This window comes from Streptomyces sp. NPDC050534 (genome assembly GCF_044457745.1).
In the GTDB taxonomy this organism is placed as follows: Bacteria; Actinomycetota; Actinomycetes; order Streptomycetales; family Streptomycetaceae; genus Streptomyces.
In genome coordinates this window covers 15,331-38,799 of record NZ_JBITHF010000005.1, presented here as the reverse complement: position 1 = coordinate 38,799, position 23,469 = coordinate 15,331, and the positions used below count along the sequence as shown (strand labels likewise).

22 protein-coding genes are annotated in these 23,469 nt (G+C 71.7%); 15 read left to right on the top strand and 7 right to left on the bottom strand.

Going from position 1 to position 23,469, the window contains the following annotated elements; all coding sequences use genetic code 11:
* Window positions 1-223: 223 nt before the first annotated feature.
* The 9 genes from ACIBN2_RS17410 to ACIBN2_RS17370 all read left to right on the top strand — a co-directional run bounded on the left by ACIBN2_RS17410 (window position 224) and on the right by ACIBN2_RS17370 (window position 10,202).
* Window positions 224-1,741 (top strand): sugar ABC transporter ATP-binding protein, encoded by a 1,518-nt coding sequence (locus tag ACIBN2_RS17410; RefSeq protein ID WP_399135318.1) that lies wholly within the window; start codon window positions 224-226, stop codon window positions 1,739-1,741.
* Window positions 1,738-2,778: an ABC transporter permease gene (locus ACIBN2_RS17405; RefSeq protein WP_393870871.1), complete on the top strand. Its 1,041-nt coding sequence runs from the start codon at window positions 1,738-1,740 to the stop codon at window positions 2,776-2,778. The genes ACIBN2_RS17410 and ACIBN2_RS17405 overlap by 4 nt, the downstream gene beginning before the upstream one ends.
* Entirely contained in the window at window positions 2,771-3,745 is a 975-nt protein-coding gene (locus ACIBN2_RS17400) for an ABC transporter permease (protein ID WP_399135317.1), read from the top strand. The genes ACIBN2_RS17405 and ACIBN2_RS17400 overlap by 8 nt, the downstream gene beginning before the upstream one ends.
* A gap of 96 nt (window positions 3,746-3,841) precedes the next feature.
* The gene (gene rhaS, locus ACIBN2_RS17395) at window positions 3,842-4,921 is read left to right on the top strand and encodes a rhamnose ABC transporter substrate-binding protein (protein WP_399135316.1); all 1,080 of its coding nucleotides are present in this window, start codon (window positions 3,842-3,844) and stop codon (window positions 4,919-4,921) included.
* A 40-nt stretch (window positions 4,922-4,961) separates the two neighbouring features.
* The gene (locus ACIBN2_RS17390) at window positions 4,962-5,282 is read left to right on the top strand and encodes an L-rhamnose mutarotase (protein WP_399135315.1); all 321 of its coding nucleotides are present in this window, start codon (window positions 4,962-4,964) and stop codon (window positions 5,280-5,282) included.
* Window positions 5,279-6,640: a BNR repeat-containing protein gene (locus tag ACIBN2_RS17385; protein WP_399135314.1), complete on the top strand. Its 1,362-nt coding sequence runs from the start codon at window positions 5,279-5,281 to the stop codon at window positions 6,638-6,640. The genes ACIBN2_RS17390 and ACIBN2_RS17385 overlap by 4 nt, the downstream gene beginning before the upstream one ends.
* A 79-nt stretch (window positions 6,641-6,719) precedes the next feature.
* Window positions 6,720-7,745 carry a LacI family DNA-binding transcriptional regulator gene (locus ACIBN2_RS17380; protein ID WP_399135313.1) on the top strand — a complete coding sequence of 342 codons (1,026 nt, stop codon included), beginning with the start codon at window positions 6,720-6,722 and terminating at the stop codon, window positions 7,743-7,745.
* 101 nt (window positions 7,746-7,846) lie between these two features.
* Window positions 7,847-9,148, top strand: coding sequence for an alpha/beta fold hydrolase (locus tag ACIBN2_RS17375; RefSeq protein ID WP_399135312.1), 1,302 nt, complete (start codon window positions 7,847-7,849; stop codon window positions 9,146-9,148).
* 427 nt (window positions 9,149-9,575) lie between these two features.
* Entirely contained in the window at window positions 9,576-10,202 is a 627-nt protein-coding gene (locus ACIBN2_RS17370; protein ID WP_399135311.1) for a hypothetical protein, read from the top strand.
* 245 nt (window positions 10,203-10,447) lie between these two features.
* Here the strand turns inward: ACIBN2_RS17370 and ACIBN2_RS17365 are convergent, their stop codons facing one another.
* Complete coding sequence (locus ACIBN2_RS17365; RefSeq protein WP_399135310.1) at window positions 10,448-10,648, bottom strand: DUF5999 family protein; 201 nt, start codon at window positions 10,646-10,648, stop codon at window positions 10,448-10,450.
* Window positions 10,649-10,839: 191 nt separating this feature from the next.
* Between ACIBN2_RS17365 and ACIBN2_RS17360 the strand changes: the two genes are divergently transcribed.
* The gene (locus ACIBN2_RS17360) at window positions 10,840-11,325 is read left to right on the top strand and encodes a GIY-YIG nuclease family protein (protein ID WP_399135309.1); all 486 of its coding nucleotides are present in this window, start codon (window positions 10,840-10,842) and stop codon (window positions 11,323-11,325) included.
* Window positions 11,326-11,367: 42 nt separating this feature from the next.
* Entirely contained in the window at window positions 11,368-12,192 is an 825-nt protein-coding gene (locus ACIBN2_RS17355; protein WP_399135308.1) for a pentapeptide repeat-containing protein, read from the top strand.
* A 241-nt stretch (window positions 12,193-12,433) separates the two neighbouring features.
* On the opposite strand, the gene ACIBN2_RS17350 is transcribed toward ACIBN2_RS17355, so the two are convergent.
* On the bottom strand, window positions 12,434-13,978 hold the full coding sequence (locus tag ACIBN2_RS17350; protein WP_399135307.1) for a cytochrome P450: 1,545 nt from the start codon (window positions 13,976-13,978) through the stop codon (window positions 12,434-12,436).
* A gap of 117 nt (window positions 13,979-14,095) precedes the next feature.
* On the opposite strand from ACIBN2_RS17350, the gene ACIBN2_RS17345 reads away from it, so the two are divergent.
* Together ACIBN2_RS17345 and ACIBN2_RS17340 are read left to right on the top strand one after the other, a co-directional pair.
* Entirely contained in the window at window positions 14,096-14,704 is a 609-nt protein-coding gene (locus tag ACIBN2_RS17345; RefSeq protein WP_399135306.1) for a TetR/AcrR family transcriptional regulator, read from the top strand.
* Between the two features lie 202 nt (window positions 14,705-14,906).
* Complete coding sequence (locus ACIBN2_RS17340) at window positions 14,907-15,632, top strand: DUF2470 domain-containing protein (RefSeq protein WP_399135305.1); 726 nt, start codon at window positions 14,907-14,909, stop codon at window positions 15,630-15,632.
* On the opposite strand, the gene ACIBN2_RS17335 is transcribed toward ACIBN2_RS17340, so the two are convergent.
* Together ACIBN2_RS17335 and ACIBN2_RS17330 are read right to left on the bottom strand one after the other, a co-directional pair.
* A complete protein-coding gene (locus ACIBN2_RS17335) occupies window positions 15,600-16,826 on the bottom strand; it encodes a lactonase family protein (RefSeq protein WP_399135304.1) in 1,227 nt (408 codons plus the stop codon). The genes ACIBN2_RS17340 and ACIBN2_RS17335 overlap by 33 nt on opposite strands.
* A gap of 116 nt (window positions 16,827-16,942) precedes the next feature.
* On the bottom strand, window positions 16,943-18,196 hold the full coding sequence (locus ACIBN2_RS17330; protein ID WP_399135303.1) for an aromatic acid exporter family protein: 1,254 nt from the start codon (window positions 18,194-18,196) through the stop codon (window positions 16,943-16,945).
* A 136-nt stretch (window positions 18,197-18,332) separates the two neighbouring features.
* Here ACIBN2_RS17330 and ACIBN2_RS17325 point away from each other — a divergent pair, with 136 nt between their 5' ends.
* Entirely contained in the window at window positions 18,333-18,935 is a 603-nt protein-coding gene (locus tag ACIBN2_RS17325) for a TIGR03086 family metal-binding protein (protein WP_399135302.1), read from the top strand.
* Here the strand turns inward: ACIBN2_RS17325 and ACIBN2_RS17320 are convergent.
* On the bottom strand, window positions 18,866-19,948 hold the full coding sequence (locus ACIBN2_RS17320) for a hypothetical protein (protein WP_399135300.1): 1,083 nt from the start codon (window positions 19,946-19,948) through the stop codon (window positions 18,866-18,868). The two genes, ACIBN2_RS17325 and ACIBN2_RS17320, sit on opposite strands and share 70 nt — an antisense overlap.
* A gap of 229 nt (window positions 19,949-20,177) precedes the next feature.
* Here ACIBN2_RS17320 and ACIBN2_RS17315 point away from each other — a divergent pair, with 229 nt between their 5' ends.
* The gene (locus ACIBN2_RS17315; protein WP_399135299.1) at window positions 20,178-21,080 is read left to right on the top strand and encodes a DUF3626 domain-containing protein; all 903 of its coding nucleotides are present in this window, start codon (window positions 20,178-20,180) and stop codon (window positions 21,078-21,080) included.
* Here ACIBN2_RS17315 and ACIBN2_RS17310 read toward each other — a convergent pair.
* On the bottom strand, window positions 21,032-21,655 hold the full coding sequence (locus tag ACIBN2_RS17310) for a PAS domain S-box protein (protein WP_399135817.1): 624 nt from the start codon (window positions 21,653-21,655) through the stop codon (window positions 21,032-21,034). The genes ACIBN2_RS17315 and ACIBN2_RS17310 overlap by 49 nt on opposite strands.
* Window positions 21,656-21,798: 143 nt before the next feature.
* Window positions 21,799-23,442: a glycoside hydrolase family 13 protein gene (locus ACIBN2_RS17305; protein WP_399135298.1), complete on the bottom strand. Its 1,644-nt coding sequence runs from the start codon at window positions 23,440-23,442 to the stop codon at window positions 21,799-21,801.
* Window positions 23,443-23,469: the final 27 nt, after the last annotated feature.

Sequence of the window (23,469 nt, the reverse complement as noted above, 5' to 3'; positions counted from 1 at the left end):
TCAGAAGGCGAAGCTTAGGCGTGTCCTCATGGGTGTCAAGCGTTTCCGCACACCCTGTTGCCCGTGGCCTGACCGTGACCTTTGGCTCTCGAAGGGATCTCGAAACTTTTTCGACGCGGACCCATTGACGGGGCATGGGCTGCGCGCCTAACGTCCCGGCAACCAAGTTGAAACCTTTCACGACATCGTGAGCCACTGAATCGACGTCGTCGAGGAGCCCCTCATGACCCACCCGTCCGACACGGGTCCGGCCCCGGTGCTGGCGCTCGAGGACATCTCGAAGTCCTTCGGCGCGGTGCGCGCCCTCCGGGACGTTTCTCTGGAGCTGTTCCCCGGCGAAGTGCACGCCATCGCCGGAGAGAACGGCGCGGGCAAGTCCACCCTGATCAAGACGCTCGCCGGTGTGCACCGGCCGGACGCCGGCCGGGTGCTGCTGGACGGTGCGCCGGTCGTCTTCCACGGCCCCGGCGACGCCCGCGACGCCGGTATCGCCGTCATCTACCAGGAGCCGACGCTCTTTCCCGACCTTTCGATCGCCGAGAACATCTTCATGGGCCGCCAGCCGCGGCGCGCCCTCGGCCGCATCGACCACAAGGCCACCCACGCCGCGACCCTGGCCCTGATGCAGCGCCTGGGCGTCGAGCTCGATCCCGACCGCCCGGCCCGCGGTCTGTCCATCGCCGACCAGCAGATCGTGGAGATCGCCAAGGCGCTCTCCTTCGAGGCCCGCGTCCTGATCATGGACGAGCCGACCGCCGCTCTCACCGGCAGCGAGGTCGCCCGTCTCTTCGGCGTCGTACGCACCCTGCGCGAGCAGGGCGCCGCGGTGCTGTTCATCTCGCACCGGCTGGAGGAGATCTTCGAGATCTGCCAGCGGGTGACGACCCTGCGCGACGGCGCCTGGATCGCCAGTGAGCCGGTCAAGGGCATGACGGAGGACGACCTCGTCCGCCGCATGGTCGGCCGCGACCTGGAGGAGCTGTATCCCAAGCAGGACGTCGAGGCCGGTGAAGTCGCCCTGAGTGTGCGGCGGTTGACCCGCGAGGGCGTCTTCACCGACGTCTCCTTCGAGGTGCGGCACGGCGAGATCGTCGGTCTCGCCGGACTCGTCGGCGCGGGGCGTACCGAGGTTGCCCGGGCCGTCTTCGGCATCGACCGCTGGGATGCCGGCGAGGTCGAGGTCCAGGGCCGCAGGCTCACCAACGGCGCCCCGTCCACCGCCATGTCCGCCGGACTCGCGCTGGTCCCCGAGGACCGCCGGGCCCAGGGCCTGGTGATGGGCATGTCCATCGAGCGCAACATCGGCCTGACCGGACTGCACAAGACGGTGAAGGCCGGCCTGATGGACCGCGGCGCGGAACGCAGCCGCTCCCTCGACTGGGCGGTCAGGCTGCACGTCAAGTACGCCAGGATCGCCGACGCCGTCTCCACCCTGTCCGGCGGCAACCAGCAGAAGGTCGTGCTCGCCAAGTGGCTGGCCACCGGCCCCAAGGTGCTGATCGTCGACGAGCCCACGCGCGGCATCGACGTCGGCACCAAGGCCGAAGTGCACCGGCTGCTCAGCGAGTTGGCCGCGGACGGCGTCGCCGTCCTGATGATCTCCTCCGACCTGCCCGAGATCCTCGGCATGGCCGACCGCGTGCTGGTGATGCACGAGGGCCGGCTGACCGCCGAGATCCCACGCGCCGAAGCCACCGAGGAAACCGTGATGGCCGCAGCAACCGGGAGGGCCGCCGCATGACGGTGACCACTCCCAACGAGACACCCGTGGCCGAGGTGCCCAAGTCCAGCGGCACCCGCCTCGTCGACCGCGTCTTCAAGATGCGCGAACTCGCCATCCTGATCGTCTTCCTGGTCATGATCGGCATCACCCAGGCGGGCAACAGCGACTTCCTGTCCCAGCAGGGCATCAAGGACCTGCTGCTGAACGCCACCATCCTGGTCCTGGTCGCCACCGGCCAGTCCCTCGTGGTGATCACCCGCAACGTCGACCTGTCCGTCGGCTCCACCCTCGGCATCTGCGCCTTCGCCGCCGGCGACTATCTGCACGGCGGCGGCAACTCGGTCGTGGCCATCCTCCTGGCGGTCCTGATGGGCATCGGCTTCGGCCTGCTCAACGGCCTGCTCGTGAGCCTGGGCCAGGTGCCCGCGCTGGTGGTCACCCTCGGCACCCTGTACATCATCCGCGGCATCGATTCCATCTGGGTCGGCTCCCGGCAGATCACCGCGGCCGACCTGCCGAGCGGGTTCGTGGACTTCGGCTCCGGCGGCGTCTCCGCGATCCCGTGGCTGGCCGTCATCGCGCTGGCCGTGCTCGTCGCCACGGCGTACTACCTCAAGCACTTCGGCAGCGGGCGGGAGTTGTACGCGCTCGGCTCCAACCCGGAGGCGGCGCGGCTGGCCGGTATCCCGGTCCGCAAGCGGATCCTGGCCGCCTACACCTTCTGCGGCGGCCTCGCGGGCCTCGCCGGGGCGATGTACCTGGCCCGGTTCGGCAACGTCGACTCCGGCACCGGCACCGGCTACGAACTCACCGTCGTCAGCGCGGTGGTGGTCGGCGGCGTCGTCTTCACCGGTGGCTCCGGCAGCGTCTACGGCGCCGCACTCGGCGCCCTGCTCCTGACGTCCATCAACAGCGTGCTGCCCGCCCTCGGCGTCAGCTCGGTGTGGGTGCTGGCCATCAACGGAATCCTGCTCATCCTCGCGATCGCGGTCGACCGGATCGTCGCCCTGCGCGTGGCCAACGCCCTGAAGAAGAGGAACGCCCGCCATGCCTGACTCCCTGACGCGCGCCGTCCGCTGGGACACGGTCGTCGGTGCGCTCCTGGTCTTGCTGTTGCTGCTGTCGTTCACCACGGTGGACGGTTTCGGCAACGCCCTGAACCTGTCGTTCCTGATCGGCAACACCCTGCCCATCGCGCTGATCGCGCTGCCGATGACCCTGCTGGTCGTCTCCGGCGAGATCGACCTGTCGGTCGCCTCGACGGCCGGCCTGTCGGGCGCGGTGATGGGCAAGCTGTGGAACGACGGCATGGCGATCGAGACGATCATCCCGCTGTGCCTGCTGCTCGGGGTGGTGTGCGGGCTGATCAACGGCCTGCTCGTGACCCGTCTCGGACTGCCCTCCCTCGCCGTCACCATCGGCACCCTCGCCGCCTACCGGGGCATCGCGCAGATCGTGCTCGGCTCCGACGCGGTGACCGATTTCCCCAGCCAGTACCTGGACTTCGCGGCCGGACGCTTCGGCGACACCCTCCTGCCGAAGGCATTCGTGCCCTTCCTGATCCTGCTCGTGATCGCCGTCGTGGTCCTGCACGCCACCCCGTTCGGCCGCTCGCTGTTCGCGATCGGCGCGAACGAGGAGGCTGCCCGCTTCGCCGGCATCCGCGTCAAGCGCCACAAGCTGATCCTGTTCACTATGACCGGGCTGATGTCGTCGCTGACCGGCATCTTCTGGGCGCTGCACTACGCCAGTGCCCGCTACGACAACGCCACCGGCCTCGAACTGTCCGTCGTCGCGGCCGTGTTGCTCGGCGGCATCGACTTCGACGGCGGCAAGGGCACACTCGGCGGCGCGATCGCCGGCGTGTTCCTGCTCGGCGCGCTGCAGAACGTGATGAGCCTGCTCAACGTCTCCGCGCAGTCGCAGATCGTCGTCACCGGCATCCTCCTCGTCATCTCCGTCCTCGGCCCCAGGGTCGCACGCCAGATCTCCATCGCCAGGGCGGCACGCTCCGCCGGTTAGGCCGTTGATCGGCTGCAGGCCCGTCGTGGCTGGTCGCGCAGTTCCCCGCGCCCCTTGGGGCGTCTCGCTCACCCTCGTATCAAAGGACCCCATACCATGCGTAAGTCATCCGTCCGCCGTACCTGCGCGGCCCTCGCCGCCGTCACCTCGCTCGCGCTCGCCGTGACGGCCTGCGGCGGCACCACCAAGAAGAACTCCAGCAACGACGCGGCCGCCGCCACCTCGACCGCGAAGGCGGACCCGAACGCCGCTCTGAAGAAGGGCCTTACCGTCGGGTTCCTGCCCAAGCAGGTCAACAACCCCTACTTCACCTCGGCGGACAAGGGTGGCGAGAAGGCGCTGTCCGAACTGGGCAGCAAGTACAAGGAGGTCGGCCCCTCCAGCGCCACCGACACCGCGGGCCAGGTGAGTTACGTCAACACCCTCACCCAGCAGCAGGTCAACGCCATGGCCGTGTCCGCGCAGGACCCGGGCGCCCTGTGCACCGCGCTCCAGCAGGCCATGAAGAACAACATCAAGGTCGTCACCTACGACTCCGACACCAAGACCGACTGCCGCAACGCCTTCGTCTCGCAGGCGTCCGCCGAGGACCTCGGCCGCACAGAGGTGCAGCTGCTGGCCAAGCAGATCGGCTACAAGGGGCAGATCGCGATCCTGTCCGCCGCCCAGACGGCCACGAACCAGAACACCTGGATCGGGTTCATGAAGGAAGAGCTGAAGGACCCGAAGTACAAGGACGTCAAGCTGGTCAAGATCGCCTACGGCAACGACGACGCGCAGGCATCGTTCCAGCAGACCCAGGGCCTGCTCCAGCAGTACCCGAACCTGAAGGGGATCATCTCCCCGACCACCGTCGGCATCAAGGCGGCCGCGCAGTACCTGTCGGGCTCGAAGTACAAGGGCAAGGTCAAGCTGACCGGCCTGGGCACCCCCAACGACATGCGCAAGTACGTCAAGAACGGCACCGTCGAGGGCTTCGAGCTGTGGGACCCGGCCAAGCTCGGCGACCTGGCCGCCCGCACCGCCGTCGCCCTGTCCTCCGGGCAGATCACCGGCAAGGAGGGCGAGACCTTCAAGGCCGGCTCCACCACCTACACCATCGGCAAGGACGGCGTGATCACCCTCGGCAAGCCGACCGTGTTCGACGCGAAGAACATCGACCAGTTCAACTTCTGATCGTCGGCCGGCTCAACCCCTGATCCAGGAGCGGTACTTCATGCAGCGTGTCTGTTTCCTCCTCAAGGTCCGTGAGGACCGGCTCGCCGAGTACCGCGAACGCCATGCCGCCGTGTGGCCGGAGATGCTTCAGGCTCTCTCGGCCACCGGCTGGCACAACTACTCGCTCTTCCTGCGCGACGACGGCCTGCTGGTCGGCTACCTGGAGACCGAGGACTTCGAGGCCGCACAGGCCGGCATGGAGGCCACCGGGGTCAACGCCCGCTGGCAGGCGGAGATGGCGCCGTTCTTCGAGTCGCTGGACGCCGCCCGCCCCGACGAGGCCATGAAGCCTCTGACGGAGGTGTTCCACCTGTCATGACTGCCGCCGGAAGCGGGCTGCTCGCCCCCGAAGTCACCCTCCTCGACCGCACCCGACTCGACGCCACCGCCCTGTACTTCGTCTCCTACGACGGCCTGGTCAACAACAACTCGTTCCAGAAGAACGGGCTGTTCACCCACCGCGGCCACCAGTACGCCGCCTGGTACACGGCCACCCGCGAGGCCGTCGTCGCCCGCCGGGAGCCGGGCCGTTCGGGCTGGTCGGCCGTCACGCTCCCGCACCGGCTCAAGAGCGACGACTCCCACAACGTCATCTCCATGGGCGTCTCCACGGCCGACGGCCGGCTGCACCTCAACCTGGACTCGCACAGCGACGGCTTCTTCTACGTGAAGTCCGTCGCCGGGCTTCTCGACGACCCGGCGTCCACGCCCTGGACTCCGTCCGTCTTCGGCCCCGTGCAGACCACGCTCGACGGCCTGGCGCTCACCGACCGGTTCACCTACCCCCAGTTCGTCTCCACCCCCGAGGGCGGGCTCCAGCTCAGCTACCGCGTCGGCGTCTCCGGCGACGGCCGCAACGCCCTTGCCGAGTACGACGGTTCGGCGTGGACGGCACTGGGGGAGTGGACCAGCTCGACGGGCACGTACACCAGCCCGCACGGCTCCTCGACCGCCCGCAACATGTATCTGCACGGCATCGACTACGACACGAGCGGCCGGCTGCACGCCTTCTTCACCTGGCGCGAGCGGGACGCCGCCGTGATGTGCGACGGCGGCGGCCTCACCAACCACGACACGGGCTACGTCCACTCGGCCGATCGCGGCCGCACCTGGCGCAACGACGCGGGCGCCGTCGTAGGGATCACCGGCGGTCCGAAAACCGTGGCCGTCACGGACGCCGGACTGGTCGTCGACCCCCTCGGCCCGGACCACTCCCTGATGAACCAGGAGAGCCAGTGGACCGATTCCACCGGCCTCCCGCACGCGATCATCAGCTACGTCCCGGGCCGGTTCGGGCCGTGCACCACCGACTACGTCGCCGACCGCACCGCTCACGGCCGCGCCTTCCATCTGCGCAAGGACCCCTCCGGCAGCTGGGAGAAGACCGAGATCCCCCTCGCCCTCGACTCCAGCCAGCGCACCAGACTGGTCCTGGACCGGTACGACAACGCCTACGCGATCCTCCCCTACGGCCGGATCGCCGGCGCCTCCCGAACCACCGGGTACACCGACTGGACGCTGCTGTACGACGGCAGGGGACTCGACGCCTTCGGCGAGGTCGTCGTCGACGAACCGCGGGTGCGGGCGGACAACGTCCTGTCGTTCATGTACCAGGAGAGGTCGAGCGGTACGACACCCTCGGCGCTCCACGTCATCGACTTCGGACTGCCCGCGTGACCGGGCACGATACGCCGGTTGTTGACGGTAATGTGATGGCCTTCCGGCCGTCCCGCGTCCCCCAGGAGGTCCCTGCCTGATGTCCCAGTCGGTGGGTATCAAGGACGTCGCCCGCGCCGCCGGAGTCTCGGTCGGCACGGTGTCGAACGTGATCAACCGTCCGGACTCGGTCGCCACGGAGACCCGGGCCCGGGTGCAGTCCGCCATAGACCGGCTCGGCTACGTCCGCAGCGAGTCCGCGCGCCAACTGCGCGCCGGCCGCAGCCGGATCATGGGACTGCTCGTCCTCGACATGGGCAACCCCTTCTTCGTCGACGTCGCCCGCGGCGCCGAACGCGCCGCCCGCGACGCCGGGCTGGGTGTCATGGTCTGCAACAGCGCCCAGAGCGCGGGCGAGGAGGCCGACTACCTCTCGCTCTTCGCCGAGCAGCGGGTGCGCGGCGTACTGCTCACCCCCACCGACGCCTCGGGCCGCAACATCGAGACGTTCCGGCGGCACAACATCCCCTTCGTGCTGGTCGACCGGGTCGGGGACTCCACCACCGAGTGCTCCGTGTCGGTCGACGACGTGGCGGGCGGCGCGCTGGCCGTGCGGCACCTCGTGGACGCCGGGCACCGGAGCATCGCCTACGTCAGCGGCCCGCCCGGCCTCAACCAGGTGCGCGACCGCCGCACCGGCGCGCTGAACGCGCTCGCCGAGGCGGGTCTCGGTCCCGAGAACCTGCGCGAACTGCCCACCGAACGTCTCGACGTGGCCGCCGGACGCGACGCCGGCGCCCGTCTCCTCGGCCTCGCCGACCGCCCCACCGCCGTCTTCTGCGCCAACGACCTCCTCGCCCTCGGCGTGCTCCAGGCCATGTACGCGGCCGGTGTCCGCGTCCCCGACGACCTCGCCATCGTCGGCTACGACGACATCGAGTTCGCCGCCGCCGCGGCCGTCCCGCTCACCTCCGTCCGCCAGCCGGCCGTCACCATGGGCGCCCTCGCCGCCGAGCTCCTGCTGGAGGAGACGGAGGCCGAGACCGGGGCCACGCGTCACGAGCACCGGCGCGTCGTGCTCCAGCCGGAGCTGGTCGTACGGCGTTCCAGTCTCTCCGGCCGCTGATCGAGGGTTCAGTAGGATTTCATGATCCCGGGGGTCGGCCGGCGGACGAACATGTGATGAAGTGGGACGCGGCCCGAAATCCGTCCGTCCCTGGAGACCCGTTGACCGCCTCGTACCGTCAGCCCGGCGTCGTCCTCACCGACCGCCACTTCACCGTGCCCCTCGACCACGACGACCCGGCGGGGGAGACCATCGAGCTCTACGCCCGCGAGGTCGTCGCGAGCGGCGAGGCGCAGCAGGACCTGCCGTGGCTGATCTACCTGCAGGGCGGCCCCGGCTTCGGGGCGAACCGTTTCATCGGCCGCCAGGCCTGGCTCGACCGAGCCCTCGAGGACCACCGCGTCCTGCTGCTCGACCAGCGCGGCACCGGCTGCTCCACACCCGCCAACCGCCAGACCCTCCCGCTGCGCGGCGGCCCCGCAGAACAGGCCGACTACCTCACCCACTTCCGGGCCGACGCCATCGTCCGCGACTGCGAGGTGATCCGCGGCCAGGTCACCGGCGGCGCCCGCTGGACCGTCCTCGGCCAGAGCTTCGGCGGCTTCTGCACGGTGAACTACCTCTCCAGCGCGCCCGAGGGCCTCGCCGCCGCCGTGATCACCGGCGGCCTGCCCTCCCTCGACGCGCACGCCGACGACGTCTACCGCGCCGCCTACCCCCGTATCGAGCGCAAGGTCGCCGCGCACTACGCCCGTTACCCGCAGGACGTCGAGCGCGCCCGCCGCATCGCCGACCACCTCCTCACCCACGACGTGACCCTGCCGAACGGCTACCGCCTCACCGTCGAGGCCTTCCAGTCACTCGGCATCATGCTCGGCGGCAGCGAGGGCACCCACCGTCTGCACCACCTCCTGGAGGACGCCTTCGTCCGCACCGCGCAGGGTCCGGCACTGTCCGACGCCTTCCAGGAGGCGGCCCAGGGCCTGCTGTCGTATGCGGGCCACCCGCTGTACGCCCTCGTCCACGAGGCGACCTACGGTCAGGACGAGCGCCCCACCGACTGGTCGGCGGAACGGGTCCGCGCCGAGTTCCCGCAGTTCGACGCGGCGAAGACCCTCGCAGGCGACGGCCCCCTCCTCTTCACCGGCGAGTCGATCCACCCGTGGATGTTCGACTGCGACCCGGCGCTGCGCCCGCTGCGCGAGACGGCCGAACTCCTCGCCGCCCGCACCGACTGGCGGCCGCTCTACGACCCCGCCCGCCTCGCCGCCAACGACGTCCCCGTCGCGGCCGCCGTGTACCACGACGACATGTACGTCGACACGGCCCACGCCCTCGAGACCGCCCGCAGCATCCGCGGCCTGCGCACCTGGGTGACCGACGAGTTCGAGCACGACGGGGTGCGGGCCGGCGGTCCCAGGGTCCTGGACCGGCTCCTCGCCCTCACTCGCGACGACGTCTGACAGCGCCGGCCCGGGCCGGCCTGCGGCCTTGACCGGGCCGCAGCCCGCTCAGCTTCAGCCCAGCCCACCGACTGGCAGCGCGCCCTCGCGGTCGTGGCGCACCCGGACGACCTCGAGTACGGGTGCCCGGCGGCCGCCGTCGCCGCCTGGACCGACGAGGGCCGTGAGGCCCCGTACATCGAGGGGCTGACCGACGAGGATTCCCGAGACGTACCTCCGGGGATTCCTCACCGCCGACGCCGGGCGGACGGCCGAGCAGTTCGGTGGCAGGCCATCCGTGGCCTTCGAGGTGTTCGGCCGGTAACCGGGGCCACGGCCGCCGCCACGATGACCGGCCGGGCCCCTTCTCGACGACATGCCCCGCGGTATATTCCGACATAGGGTTCATCTCGCTGTATTTCCGCGATCGCGCGAGAGGACGTCGACGATGAAGCCAGGCGTATCCCACCGGGCGCGAGCGGGCCGGTCCCGGCCGGTCGCCGTCGCGCTGGCCGTGGCCGCCGCGAGCACGCTGACGCTGGTGTCGTGCAGCTCGGACAGCAACAGCGGGGGTTCGAGTACGCCGTCCACCGAACGGCCCACTCCACCGGACACCGCATCCTTCTCGGGAACAGCGCCCTCCGCCATGTCCTCGGCGGAGGCGTCGGCACGTGCCAGGGCCTCCTCGGCGGCCGCGTCCGCCTCCGCCGCCGCGTCCTCCTTCGAAGCGTCGGTGTCGGCCGAGACCGAGCGGGCCAACCAGGCCGCCCAGAACGAGCTGAAGAACGTCAAGGCACCGGGCAACGCGATGTCCGAGGTCGCCCTCACCGGCAAACCGCGCGCCCAGACCGGCGGACTGCTCGCGGTCGTGGTCACCATCACCAACAAGACCGGCAAGAAGGCGTCCTACGCCGCCCAGGTCGACTTCCTCGACTCCTCCGGCAAGACCGTGGAGACCCGCTACGTCGGCGCCGAGAACCTCGCCCCGGGCGACAAGGCCAACCCGATCGCCATCAGCCGCAAGCCGCCCCAGCCGGTGCTGACCCCGAAACTGGTCAAGGCGCAACGGTACTGAGCCGCGAACTTCCCTCAACCGGCCTGTCAGCGCTCGGTGTTGAGCGCGTCCGTAGCGCCCTGGGCGTCGCCGGTCGTGGCGTAGTCGACGGCGTCGAGCACGAAGCGGCGGGAGTTGACCTTGCCGGCGTCGAGCCGGCTGCCGCCGATGTCGGTGATGAAGTGGTTCAGCAGGAACAGCGGGTGACGTCCTCATCGTCGCCTTGCGCCGGGCGCCCCGCAATCGGGAGTTGCGGCCGGGCCGGCTCAGGCCGCGACGGCCAGCGGGCCGAGGATGCGGTGCGGGTCCACGACCTGGCCGTCGGGGAGCAGCTCACCGGTGTCGTCGAACACGATCGTCCCGTCGCACAGCAGGCTCCAGCCCTGTTCGGGGTGGGCCGCGACGATCACGGGGGTGTGGTGGTCCGGGCTGTCCGAGATGGTGCGCGAAGGCTGGTGGCTGCACATGATCTCTCTCCTGTGTGGAGGGGCTCCCGCCTGAAGTGGTGCTCAAGTCCTTGGTACCGGAGCTTGTTTTCCGTTGTATGAGGAGACGCCCACACGGCCGGAGACTCATCGGTGAGGTCGGGTTCCGCCGAGGGCGGTGTCAGACCCGCGTGCCACTGTGAGAACAGGGAGGAGCGAAGGGGGGCGGCGGCATGGGTGACGTCGACGCGCAGTTCCTGCGCGGCCTGTTCGACGAGGAAGGCAGTCTGTACACCGGCGGGCGGACGGCTCTGTACCGCCTGTACGGCCTGGAGGGTCTCCTCTACGTCGGCATCTCGGTCTCCCCGCTCACCCGCGTACGGACGCACCTGCGGGAACAGCCTTGGGGACCGAGCGTCATCGGCATACAGATCGACTACCCGCCCGACGCCGAGTCCGCCGAACGGGAAGCCGTCTTCACCGAACGCCCCCGGCACAACGTCGTCTTCAACGGCCGCAACCCGCCCCCGCCCCCGGACCCTGCCTCACGCCTGAGAACCGAACTCGCCGTGGAGCGCCGGCGTTTGGAGGAGTTCGATTCCGCCGTACCCGAGTCACCGACCCACCTGCGGCTCATAGAACGCGGCATCAGATCGAAGAAGGCGAAGATCGCGAAGCTGCTCGCGGAGATCGGGAGCTTGGAGACAGGGGGCCTGTAGAAGCCGCAGGTCAACTCCCTGCCGCCGGATATCCTTGGCCTCATGCCAGATCACACGGCGGACCGGACCGACCTGCGTGCCGACTGCGCGCGCTGTTTCGGGCTGTGCTGCGTCGCCCTGCCCTTCGCCGCCTCCGCCGATTTCGCGATCGACAAGCAGGCCGGCGAGCCGTGCCCGAATCTGCGCCAGGACCACCGCTGTGGCATCCACGCGCGGCTGCGGGACAAGGGGTTCAGCGGCTGCACCGTCTACGACTGCTTCGGGGCGGGGCAGAAGGTCTCGCAGATCACCTTCGGCGGGCAGGACTGGCGTGCCGGGTCGGCCGAGCAGGCACGCCGCATGTTCGAGGTGTTCCCCGTGGTGCGGCAGCTGCACGAGCTGCTCTGGTACCTGAGCGAGGCGTTGCGGCTGCCGGCCGCCCGCCCGCTGAGGGACGATCTGCGGCGCCTGCTCGGGGCGACGGAGGCGCTCACCCGTCAAACCCCGGAGCAGTTGGCCGAATTGGACGTGGCCACGCATCGGCAGGAGGTCAACGAGCTGCTGCTGAAGACCAGTGAACTGGTGCGGGCGGGGACCCGCGGGCGCAAGAAGAACCGTCGCGGGGCCGATCTGATGGGGGCCCGGCTCAAGGGCGCCGATCTGCGCGGTGCGAACCTGCGCGGCGCCTGTCTCATCGCCGCGGACCTGACCCGGGCCGATCTGCGGGGCGCGGACATGATCGGCGCCGACCTGCGCGACACCGATCTCACCGACGCCGACCTGACCGGCGCCTTCTTCCTCACCCAGCCCCAGGTCAATGCGGCCCGCGGCGGCGCGGGCACGCGGCTGCCGGACTCAGTCACCCGCCCGGAGCACTGGGCGGCGTAGGTCTGATGGCGCTTCGCCGAGGTCCGCGGCGGAAGGCGTCGTAACGGGGGCGGTGCGCCGCGTCAGGCCCGGCCGCAGGTCGACGCGGCACGCGGCTGCCGGACTCAGTCACCCGCCCGGAGCACTGGGCGGCGTAGGTCTGATGGCGCTTCGCCGAGGTCCGCGGCGGAAGGCGTCGTAACGGGGGCGGTGCGCCGCGTCAGGCCCGGCCGCAGGTCGACGCGGCACGCCGCTGCCGGGCTCAGTCACCCGCCCCGTGCACTGGACAGCGCAGCTCTGACGGCGCCTCGTCGAAGGCCGTGGCGGAAGCCGTCCCGGCGGTCGCCGCGCGCCGCTCCAGGTGCAGCCGCAGCCCCTCCGGCATCAGCGTCAGCCGCTCGGTGACCCGCAGCCGGTACTCCGGATCGGGCCGCAGGTCGTAGCGGCGCAGCAGCAGGCCGAGCACCAGCGTGGCCTCGTGCAGCGCGAACTGCCGCCCGATGCAGGCCCGTGCTCCCGTCCCGAACGGCTTGAAGGTGTGCGGGGCCCGCGACCGTGCCGCCTTCGGGTCGAAGCGGTCCGGGTCGAACCGCTCCGCGTCGGCGCCCCACACCTCGGGATCGCGGTGCAGCATCATGGTCAGCACCAGCGCCCACGCGCCGCGCTTCATCGGATGTTCTCCGGCCAGCAGCGTGTCCTCGCGGGCCTCGCGCGCGAAGGCCGGCGCGGTCGGCCACAGCCGCAGCGACTCGTCCAGCACCCGGCGCACGTACCGCAGCTTGGCCACCTGGTCGTAGCCGGGCGCCTCCGCGTCACCCCACACGGCGTCCACCTCGGCCCTGGCGCGGGCGGCGGCCTCGGGGTGCCGGGAGAGGTAGTGCAGGGCGAAGGAGAGCGCGCCGGACGTCGTCTCGTGCCCGGCGACCAGGAAGGTGATGACCTGGCGGCGGACGTTCTCCGCGGACAGCCGCTCCCCGGTGCGCGGATGGGCCGTCTCCAGCATGCGGTCCAGCAGGTCCCCGCTCCCGCCGCCGTCCCCGGCCCGGCGGGCCCGGACCAGGTCGTCGACCGTGCGGTTGAGGTAGGTCATGTCGGCCTCGTTGCGCCGGGAGGCCTTGCGCAGCAGATACGGGGCCAGCGGCGCCGGCACGGTGTTCAGCCGCTGGGCGTAGGACAGGGTGCCGATCATCGCGGACACGAAGGGATGCGGCCGGGAGCGCTCGAAGGACCCGAAGTCGTGCCCGAAGCCGGTGCGCGCGATCGTCTCCAGCGTCAGCTTGGTCATGTCGCCCGGCACGTCCACCGCGCGGCCCGCCACCAGCTCGCGGTCCCAGGCGTCGGTGAGCCGCTCGGCCACCGCCAGCATCATCGGGTGGTAGCCCTCCATGGCCTCGCGGCTGAAGCCCGGGGCGAGGACGTCGTGCGCCAGCTGCCAGTTCGGCTCGTGGTTGTACGCCGTGAACAGCGCGTCCCCGACGACCGGCCGCAGATTGGCGACACCGAGGCCCACGTGCTTGGCGAAGCGCGTCTCGTCCGCCATGTCCGCCGCCAGGACGGCCCCCCACACGAACACGAACTCGTTGCCGAACGCCTTGCGCCGGAAGATCGGCCCCAGCTGCCGGCCGTGGCGCATCGAGTCCTGCACGGGCGTGCGCCGGTTGGCGCCCAGGACGTCACCGAGCAGGGGGACGCGGTGCGGGGGATGCGGAATGCGGTGGAGGCCGGGCCAGCCCTGTTCGGCGCTCCGGAACCCCTTCGGAAGCGGGGCCCGTATCTCCGGTCCGGCCCCCGTCGTCGTCTCCGCCATGACGCGATCTCCCTTGAATCAGCGGCAGGTTGAGCTGTCGTGCAGCTGTTGTACGTGAGTTCAATAGCGGGCTCAGTCTGGTCCTCTCGTTGAACCGGCGTCAAGTAAAGTGCGGACATGGCCGCGAACCAGGGCGAGCGCACGCGCCGCCGGCTCAGCACCGAGGAGCGCAGGGAGCAGCTGCTCTCGGTGGGAGCGCGGCTGTTCTCCGAGAGCCCGTACGACGACGTGTGGATCGAGCAGGTCGCCGAGATAGCGGGCGTCTCGCGCGGGCTGCTATACCACTACTTCCCGACCAAACGGGACTTCTTCGCGGCGGTCGTCGAGCGGGAGAGCGAGCGGATGCTGCGTATGACGGCGGCCGTGCCCGGGGTCCCGGCGCGCGAGCAACTGGCCGCCGGCCTGGACACGTTCCTGGAGTACGCCCACGCCCACGCGCACGGTTTCCGAGCGTTCCATCGCGCGGACGCGGCGGGGGACCAGACCATACGGAGGATCTACCAGCGGGCGCTGGCCGCGCAGGAGCGGCAGATACTGGCGACGATCGCCGCCGACCCCGAACTCGGCGAGGCGGCCCGGCAGCGCCCCGACCTCAAGCTGGCCGTGCGCGGCTGGCTGGCCTTCACCACGGCCGTCTGCCTGGAGTGGCTGCGGCGTTCGGACCTGACCCGGGAGCAGGTGCGGGACCTGTGCGCCCGGGCGCTGCTGGGTGTCGTCTCCTCCTAGTCACTGCCCGGCCGCGCCCTGAGGTGCGATCGTTTCCGGCACCCCGGCACCCCGGCACCCCGGCACCCCGGCACCCCGGCACCCCGGCACCCCGGCACCCCGGCACCCCGGCACCCCGGCACCCCGGCACCCCGGCACCCCATGGTTGGCGTACGCCTCGATCTTCGATAGGTTAGGCAAGGCTTACCTAAGGAGGTTTGGGATGTCGGACAGCCCCAGCTGGACGGCCGCGCCTTCCGCGGCCCGACGGGCCCGGTCGGTGCTCGCCACCGCCTGGTCCTGCGCGGTGACCGCGGACGGCGGCCGTGAGGAGCTCGTCGGGGCGCACCGCATGGACGAGGACGGTCAGGTGCTGCTGGAGGTGCCCGAGGACAGCGCCCTGCTCGCGGCCGCGATCTGCGCGCCCCGCGGAGAGCCGCACGCCGTGCTGGAGTTCGCCGACGTCGCGCCCGTCCCGGTCCGCGACCGCATCCGGGCCCGGCTCTGGCTCGCGGGGTACTTCTCTCCCGCGGACGGCCGCCTCGCGTTCCGGCCCACCAGGATCGTGCTGCGCCAGTCGTCCGGCTCGGTGGTGGTCGGCCTCGACGAGTTCGCCGCCGCCGGGCCCGACCCGCTCGCGCTCGCCGAGGCGCGCCTGCTGACGCACCTCGCCGACTGCCACGCCGACGCCGTCGAGCGGCTCACCCGGCTCGTCGACCACGCCAGCCTGCACGGCGCGGTCCGGGTCCAGCCCCTCGCCGTCGACCGGCACGGGCTGACGCTGCGCATCGAGCGCACCCGCGCACACGGCGACGTACGCCTGCCGTTCCACGCTCCGGCCGACGACGTCGCGCAGCTCACGGAGCGGATGCACGTCCTGCTCGCGCAGGCGGGCGCGGCCTCCTGCCCGCGCGCCCTACAGCGGCAGCGCACAGACGGCGACGGGTGAGGCGAACGGCTCGCCGGCGAGGCGCAGTTCACCCGTCCTGGCGTCCACGTGGAAGACGCTGACCGTGCCGGACCTCTGGTTCGCCGCGAACAGCAGCGTCCCGTCCGGGGAGAACGCGATCTGGCGCGGGAAGTCACCGGACACCGGCACCGTGCCGAGCAGCCGGAGCCGGGCGCCGTCGGCCTCGACCGCGTACCGCGCCAGGCTGTTGTGGCCGCGGTTGGCCAGATAGGCGAACGAGCCGTCCGCGGTCACCAGGATCTGCGCCGGGTAGTTGGTGCCCGAGCCGGAGCCCGTGGCCTGCGGCTCGCCGATCGTCAGACGTCCGGTCGGCGCGTCGTAGGCGCAGACCGCGACCGTGTCGTCGACCTCGTTGGCCAGATAGGCGTGCCGTCCGCCGGGGTGGAAGGTCAGGTGGCGCGGGCCCGCGCCCGGCCTGGTGTGCGCCTGGGCGGCCTCGGTGAGGGTGCCGCGCCGCTCGTCCAGGCGGTACGTGTAGACGGTGTCCGTGCCCAGGTCCACGGCGAGCACATGGCCGCCGTCCGGGCCGGTGATGAACTGGTGCGCGTGCGGCCCCTGTTGGCCCGGTCCGGGCGCCGGCGTCGAGTGCGTCACCGTGTCCGTGCGCTCGCCCAGGGCGCCCGCGTCGTCGATCGGATGCACGGCCACGCTGCCCGAGGTGTAGTTGGCGCTCAGCAGCCACCGGCCGCCCGGATGCACCGAGAGATGGCAGGGGCCCGCCCCGCCGGTGCTGCGGGCGCCCAGCACCTTGCGGTCGGCGAGACGCACGGCGGTCACGGTGCCGTCGTCCTGCTCGTCCACCGCGTACAGGGTGTGCCCGTCCGGGTGGAGCGCCAGGTACGACGGGTTGGCCACACCCGTCAGGGTGCCTGCGCCGGTGACGGCGCCGGTCGCCGAGTCGTACGTCGCGAGACCGATGCCCGTGCCGCCGCCCTCGACCGAGGTGTAGGTGCCGACGTAGAGCGGGCGGGGCCCCGCGGGCTGCCGTGACGATCGGCGGGCGGACGGCCCGGGGGAGGGCGCCGCCCGGTCGGGGGCCGTGGCGGTGTGGTCGGGCCCGGACCCGGGCGCTGCGGGGGACGGCAGTGCCGTCACCGCGGCCGCGCCCCCGAGCGCGCCGACGAAGCGGCGCCTGCTCCAGCCGCCGCCCGCCGCTCCTGTCCCGTCGCCCATGTCTGCACCTCAGGTCGTCGCTCGTCCCGGTCGTGACAGGCCACCATGGCGTGGGGCACGGGGGGCACGCAAGACCGGCAACGAGCGTTGCGCAGGGTGCAATGGGCCTCGCTCCGTCAGTCGCGGTCCTTGCCCGTGCGGCCGGAGATCCTGCCCAGCGGCTTCGAGCCGCTCACGCTCTCCCGCAGTCTGGTCAGCCGCGGCATGCGCTCGCGCTGGGCGCGGGCGTTGCGGTCCAGCTCCTCGAAGAGCCGGCGCGAGCGGTGCTCTGTGTCCATCTCGTCGATGATGCGGTTCACCTCGGTCAGCACGGCGCCCTGAAGGTGCCAGGTGCGGGCGTCGCGCTGGACCTCCTCGAGAAGCAGCTGGGCCAGCTTGTCGCGGGTGGTCGCGGCCTGCCGCAGCTCGGCGGCCAGCCGCGACTCCGCGGACTCGGCGCTCGCGCTGACGCTGCTGGTGACGAGGACCGCGAAGCTCACCACGGCGTCGGCGATCTCGGACAGCAGCTGCTCCACGGCGGCGCCCGTCGCGGGCGTGAACTGCGGCTCGGGCTGGCGTGCCTTGGTCAGGTCGGTGAAGGTGCGCGCCAGCACCCGCAGCACCACCGTGCAGATTTCCAGCGTGTCCAGCCCCGTCCGCAGCACCACCCGGTGCAGCAGGCCCTCACGCACGCGCGGATTGAGCCGCAGGCTGTCCTCGGCCTGCCGCAGGGCGGCGTCCACCTCGACGATGTCGTGGTCGAGCCGGCGCGCCTCGTACAGCCGCTGGGTCGCCTGCTCGACAGGCGTACGGCCCGCGGCCTCCTCACCGATGCGCAGCATCAACTGGCGCAGCCGGCGGGCCAGCCCCTCGATCGACTCGCCCGCTTCGTCCACCCACACGGGTGGCGGGAGCAGGAGATTGCAGCCGAGCCCGACGACCGCGCCGATCAGCGTCTCCACCACCCGCGCCCAGGCCGTGTCGCCGACCGTGGTGACGCCGAGCACCAGCATCGCGCTGATCGCCACCTCGGGCACGTACTCGTCGACCCGCACCAGATGCCCCACCGCCAGCGAGGCCACGATCAGCAGCGCGAGACTCCACCAGGTCAGACCCACCAGCTGGCTGAAGGCGATCGCCACCAGGACGCCGGCCACCACCGCGTTCACCCGGCGGATGCCGTTGGTGAGCGTGGCGTACAGGGTCACCTGGACGACCAGCAGCGCGGTCAGCGGGGCGGTGAGGGGCGCCGCCTCGGGGCTCAGGCGCAGCGCGACCACGTACGCGATCGAGGCCGCGGCCGCCGATCGCAGCGCCTGTACGACCACGGGGTCCCGGTACCGCCTCATCAGGCGAGCGAGGGCCGCGGTCCACGCACGTACACGTCGCATCCTCGGGCCGTACTCCTTCCATCGGGGTGTCGGGTCAGGTCGTCGGGGCGGGGGCTGTCATTGAGGACCGTAACTGACCGCAAGGAAACCTAGATTGTCCATGTCGCACAAAGGGTGACTGAAGGGGGCACGCATCATGGGGAAAAGCCAAGGCGCCATGGGTTTCGAGGTTCTCACGCTTGCGCACGGCCATCTCGTCGAGGTGGTCGCCGGCGTTCCGGAATCGGCCTGGGCGGCGCCGACCCCGTGCACCGGGTGGACCGTCCGGCAGGTGTTCAATCATGCGCGGATCGATCAGCAGGGGTACGGCCTCGCGATCACCGGCGGACGCCCGGACTCCGACCCGTTCCACCCGGCCGACGCCTTGGCCGGAGATCCGTCGGCCGAGCTCGGCAAGGTGGTGCGCGCGGTGGCGGACGCCTACGCGGGGTTGCCCGCGGACGCCGAGCAGGTGCCGACGCCGCTGGGCCCGCTGCCCCTGCCGCTCGCGGCGGCGGCGGCCGCCATGGACGCGGGCGTGCACGCCTGGGACATCGCGGTCGCCACGGACCAGGACCGTCACCTGCCCCTCGAACTGGCCGAGGGAATCTGGCCGGTGGCACGGCGGCTCGTCGACCGGCTCCGCGACGCCTACCAGGTGTTCGCGCCCGCCCGGGAGCCGGAGCAGGGCTACGACAGCGCCGAGGCGCTGCTCGCCTTCCTGGGCCGCGACCCGCACTGGACCCCGCCGGCGTCCTGACGCGCGCGGCGCAGCGCGCTCGTGACGACGGTGAGCAGACAGAGTCCGACCAGCCAGTTCGTCACCGCGGAGAACTGGTTGACGACGAAGTTGAAGATTTGCCCGGCCAGCAGGTCCACCAGCAGCGAGACGCGGAGCAGGCCGAGGCCCCGCACCCGGTCGCGGCGCAGCCGCACCAGCCCGGCCACGGCCGCCACCAGCATCACGGCCGAGCACACGACCAGTCCCGTCACCGCACCCCACTCCGGTTCGTGCCGCAGCCGCCCGGCCGCCAGATCCCGCCCGACGCCGAAGAGCAGGGCAGCACCTTGCAGCACGGTCCACGCGAGTGCCGCCCGGAGCGTGGCACGGTGCGCGACCAGCGCCGAGACGGCGGCACGGCCGCGGGCGAAGGCAGCCCGCACCGCGTCCGGCACCCGCACGTAATGCCGCTCCGGCACCGTCTCCACGCACTCCAGCACCTGCACCAGCGCCACGTCCACAGGCCGCGTCGAGCCCGCCAACGCCCGCAGCGCAGAACGGCGTTGAGTGCCGGTCAGTCCTGATACGACGCCGGTCAGCGCGGTGTCGGCGGCGCGAGCCGTCCGCGCCCGCGCACCCGGCGGCCCGCCGCGGGGCACCAGCCACCGGCTCAGCACCACCAGCGCGGCGAAGGCGAGGTAGATCAGACCGGCGGCCGGCCGGTAGAAGTAGCCGCCGCCGTCGCTGACCACCTTGCCGATCTCGTCGATGAACAGCCCGAACCCCACACCGCCCGTCACCGCACCCCACAGCCGCACCCGGCGGCAGAGGAAGGTCAGCAGCACCACCAGCCCGGCCGCCATCAGCAGCCCGCCCCACAGCATGTGCGCGATGTGCAGGCCGGTGCCGTGGCCGCCGAGCTTCGGATAGCCGGTGCTCGCCAGCAGCCGGCGCGTGAGGAGCACGGTGGCGATGCCCGCGAGCAGGAACAGCCGCAGGTCGGTGCCGGCCGTCGCCGTGCGCAGGGGGCTGCCGTGCCGCCGAGTCGTCATGTACCGCATGGTCCCCGCCGGGCACCCCGGTGATCCATGAGGAAAACCCCCGTCCTGGCCCCGTGGCTGTCCGCACCCCGCCACGGAGGACCACCGGATGGTCCGGCGGCCGCCCGGCACGCAAGCCTCGGCACATGGCCGGCGCGGGCACGGCCGCCCCGTAGCATCGGCACCGACCACCGGGACGGCCCGTACGAGAACCGGTCGCCAGGAAAGGACGTACGCAGCAGTGGACTTGAGTGCCTTCGGAACACCGCGGGCGCGGGCGGCGCTGCGGCATGTCGCCACCCGGTCCACCGGCCCGGCGGTCGACCCGGACCTTCGGATCACGCTGAACTTCCACCCCGACCGGCTCATCGGCGGGCTGCCCGTCCTCCAGGCGCTGGCCCAGGACGGCGGCTACCACTCGCAGTTCGTCACAGGAACCAGCAACGGCGGACTCACCGCACACCCCGGCGGCGACCGTCACCGCTGGGAGAGCAGGATCTTCGGCGGTGTCTACGACGACGCCGACCCGCACGAGCGGCCCGTCTACGGCGCGCTGAACTTCCGGCACCAAGTCGTCGGCGCGGCACCGCGGTTCGGCTCCTCGCACTTCCGGCTCGGCCCGGACGCCCTCGCCCGCACCACCTTCTGCTACCCCGACAGCGCGGCGGAGCCGACCGACTTCGGCGTCGCCGCGGGCATGGAACTCATCGCCCTCGCCGAGGCCGACGAGCAGGACGCCCTCGACGACTACATCGAGGCCCAGGTCCACGGCGGCGTCCTCCTCGCCGCGCACATGGAGGCCCTCGTCCTGGACGCGTGCTACCGCGGCACGCCCGTCGAGGCCGCGGCCCGCGCGCTGCCCTGCCCCGTCGAGTGGCATCCCGGCTACCGGCTGAGCGTCCCGGAGCTGCTGCGCCACGCGGACTACCGAGGTCGTGAGTACGTGGAGTTGGGCGCCGCCATCGCGCAGGACGGCATGGTCGATCCACGGATCATCGGCGACGCCGCCCGCGCCGGCCGCCACGAGCTGCAGGACCTGAAGAAGGTGTGGCACACCCTCGCCCGCTTCGGCCCACCCGAGGGCGCCGGCACCGCCTACGCGCGGGGCGGCCACACCCCGGAGGTCAGCACGCCGAGCGCATAGGCGCGGGCGACCAGTTCGGTGCGGTTCGAGGCGCCCCAGCGCGCCGACAGCCGCCGCAGGTGATAGGTGACGCCGTCCGTGGTGAGGCCGGTCTCCTTGGCGGCCTTCGCGGTGGTGGCGCCGTGGGCGAGCAGGGCGAGGATGCGGGCCTCCACCGGTGAGGCGTGGACGGGCGCGCCGGTGTGCGGCTCGCGTTCGCCCTGCACCCGCAGCATCACCAGCAGGGCGGGCGTGTCCTCCACAGTGTCGCTCACCGGATCGGCCGTCAGCTCCCCGAACCGCTCGGCCCCGCCGGGTGCCTCCCAGCGCACCGACACCTCGTAGCGCGACCGGTGCCGCAGCCGCAGCGCCTCGGCGATCCGCTCCACCTGCTCCGCCTCCTGCGGCCGGAACAGCTCCAGCACGTCACGGCCGCGCAGCCGCCCCGGCGTCGTGCCGCACTCGGCCGCCATCGCGGGATTGGCCAGCAGGACGTCCCCGTACACGTCGCACACGGCGACGGGCACGGCGACCCGGTCGAACAGCGTGAGGGCGCGGTTGCGCCAGATCACGGCCTCCCGGCTGCCGTCCTCCACCCGTACCTCCTGCGACTCGGCCTCCCGCGACTCGGCGCGAGGGGACGCGCGCTGCGTGCACTGCACAATCATGCAGGTCGATCGAGGTTCCGGCCGTGGCGGTCACGGGGAGGCCCGGTGACGGGCCTCCCCGTGGCGCACACCTACACGGACAGCCAGGCCGAGTGGTCCGGCGACAGCATGCCGTCCCGCACCGGCCCGCTCGCCAGCAGGACAGAGGTGCCGTCGGGCAGCCGGTACGGCTCGGCCGAGAGGTTCACCACGCAGCGGAAACCCGGGTCGCGGCCGAAGACGAGGACGCCGGCCGGGGCGTCCAGCCAGGTGAGGCCGCCGTCGCCGAGGGCGGGGTGTTCGCGGCGCAGGCGCAGGGCGCTGCGGTACAGCTCCAGCATCGAGTTCTCGGCGCCGGTCTGCGCGGCCACGCTGAGCTCTCCCCACAGCTCCGGCTGCGGCAGCCAGGGCCCGGCCGAGGCACCCTCCGGACTGAAGCCGTAGGGTGCGCTCCGGCCCGACCAGGGGATCGGCACCCGGCAGCCGTCACGCCCCCGGTCAGTGTGCCCGGACCGCTCCCAGACCGGGTCCTGGAGCACGCTCTCAGGCAGGTCCTCGACCTCCGGCAGACCGAGCTCCTCGCCCTGGTAGACGTACGCGCCGCCGGGCAGCGCCAGCATCAGCAGGGCCGCCGCGCGGGCGCGGCGCGTGCCCAGCTCCAGGTCCAGCGGGCCCTCGGGCCGGTACGTCTCGTTGGCCACCCACCGCTTGACCACCTTGCGGCCGTAGCGGCTGGGGTGGCGCACGACGTCGTGGTTGGAGAGCACCCAGGTGGCAGGTGCGCCCACCGCGCCGAGCATCGCGAGCGAGTCGTCGATGACTTCCCGCAGCTCCTTCGCGTCCCAACTGGACATCAGGAAGTCGAAGTTGAACGCCGTGTGCAGTCCCTCCCGGCGGACGTACGCGGCGAGCCGCTCCGGTGTGTCCGCCCAGGCCTCGGCGACGAAGGAGCGGTCGCCCGGGAACTCGTCGGCCACCCGCCGCCACGCGCGGTAGATGTCGTGCACCTCGTCCCGGTCCCAGTGCGGATGGTCGAAGTGCCGCGGCCGGCCCTCGGCCGGAGCGTGCGGGCGGGGCGGCAGGTCGGGCAGCTCCGGATGCTTGATCAGGCCGTGCGCGACGTCGATGCGGAAGCCGTCCACGCCCCTGCTGAACCAGAAGCGCAGGATGGACTCGAACTCCGCCCGCACCTCGGGGTGTTGCCAGTCGAGGTCGGGCTGCTCGGGGGCGAACAGGTGCAGGTACCACTCCCCGTCGGGCAGCCGGGTCCAGGCCGGGCCGCCGAAGCAGGACACCCAGTCGTTGGGCGGTTCTGCGCCGTCCGGCCCGCGGCCGGCGCGGAAGACGTAGCGCTCCCGTTCCGGGCTGCCCGGCCCGGCGGCCAACGCGGCCCGGAACCAGGCATGCTGGTCGGAGGTGTGGTTGGGCACGATGTCGGGGATGACGCGGATGCCGTGCCGGTGCGCCTCCTCGATGAGCTGCTCCGCCTCGGCGACCGTGCCGAACAGGGGGTCGATCTCCCGGAAGTCGGCGACGTCGTAACCGTGGTCGGCCATCGGGGACCTGTACCAGGGATTGATCCAGATCGCGTCGACGCCGAGGCCGGCGAGATACGGCAGCCGGGAGCGGATGCCGGCGATGTCGCCGACGCCGTCGCCGTCGCCGTCGGCGAAACTGCGGACGTAGACCTGGTAGATGACGGCGTCGCGCCACCAAGGTGCGCTGCTGGTCGGCATGTTGCTGTCCACTCCTCGAAGATCGTC

Excerpts from the sequence above, each read along its gene's own strand:
- ACIBN2_RS17325 (WP_399135302.1), top strand. The coding sequence starts at position 18,333 with ATGGGGAAAAGCCAAGGCGCCATGGGTTTCGAGGTTCTCACGCTTGCG.
- ACIBN2_RS17305 (WP_399135298.1), bottom strand. The coding sequence starts at position 23,442 with ATGCCGACCAGCAGCGCACCTTGGTGGCGCGACGCCGTCATCTACCAG.
- rhaS (WP_399135316.1), top strand. The coding sequence starts at position 3,842 with ATGCGTAAGTCATCCGTCCGCCGTACCTGCGCGGCCCTCGCCGCCGTC.
- ACIBN2_RS17400 (WP_399135317.1), top strand. The coding sequence starts at position 2,771 with ATGCCTGACTCCCTGACGCGCGCCGTCCGCTGGGACACGGTCGTCGGT.
- ACIBN2_RS17380 (WP_399135313.1), top strand. The coding sequence starts at position 6,720 with ATGTCCCAGTCGGTGGGTATCAAGGACGTCGCCCGCGCCGCCGGAGTC.
- ACIBN2_RS17320 (WP_399135300.1), bottom strand. The coding sequence starts at position 19,948 with ATGACGACTCGGCGGCACGGCAGCCCCCTGCGCACGGCGACGGCCGGC.
- ACIBN2_RS17405 (WP_393870871.1), top strand. The coding sequence starts at position 1,738 with ATGACGGTGACCACTCCCAACGAGACACCCGTGGCCGAGGTGCCCAAG.
- ACIBN2_RS17335 (WP_399135304.1), bottom strand. The coding sequence starts at position 16,826 with ATGGGCGACGGGACAGGAGCGGCGGGCGGCGGCTGGAGCAGGCGCCGC.
- ACIBN2_RS17365 (WP_399135310.1), bottom strand. The coding sequence starts at position 10,648 with ATGTGCAGCCACCAGCCTTCGCGCACCATCTCGGACAGCCCGGACCAC.
- ACIBN2_RS17390 (WP_399135315.1), top strand. The coding sequence starts at position 4,962 with ATGCAGCGTGTCTGTTTCCTCCTCAAGGTCCGTGAGGACCGGCTCGCC.
- ACIBN2_RS17355 (WP_399135308.1), top strand. The coding sequence starts at position 11,368 with ATGCCAGATCACACGGCGGACCGGACCGACCTGCGTGCCGACTGCGCG.
- ACIBN2_RS17410 (WP_399135318.1), top strand. The coding sequence starts at position 224 with ATGACCCACCCGTCCGACACGGGTCCGGCCCCGGTGCTGGCGCTCGAG.
- ACIBN2_RS17340 (WP_399135305.1), top strand. The coding sequence starts at position 14,907 with ATGTCGGACAGCCCCAGCTGGACGGCCGCGCCTTCCGCGGCCCGACGG.
- ACIBN2_RS17345 (WP_399135306.1), top strand. The coding sequence starts at position 14,096 with ATGGCCGCGAACCAGGGCGAGCGCACGCGCCGCCGGCTCAGCACCGAG.
- ACIBN2_RS17350 (WP_399135307.1), bottom strand. The coding sequence starts at position 13,978 with ATGGCGGAGACGACGACGGGGGCCGGACCGGAGATACGGGCCCCGCTT.
- ACIBN2_RS17385 (WP_399135314.1), top strand. The coding sequence starts at position 5,279 with ATGACTGCCGCCGGAAGCGGGCTGCTCGCCCCCGAAGTCACCCTCCTC.
- ACIBN2_RS17330 (WP_399135303.1), bottom strand. The coding sequence starts at position 18,196 with ATGCGACGTGTACGTGCGTGGACCGCGGCCCTCGCTCGCCTGATGAGG.
- ACIBN2_RS17360 (WP_399135309.1), top strand. The coding sequence starts at position 10,840 with ATGGGTGACGTCGACGCGCAGTTCCTGCGCGGCCTGTTCGACGAGGAA.
- ACIBN2_RS17370 (WP_399135311.1), top strand. The coding sequence starts at position 9,576 with ATGAAGCCAGGCGTATCCCACCGGGCGCGAGCGGGCCGGTCCCGGCCG.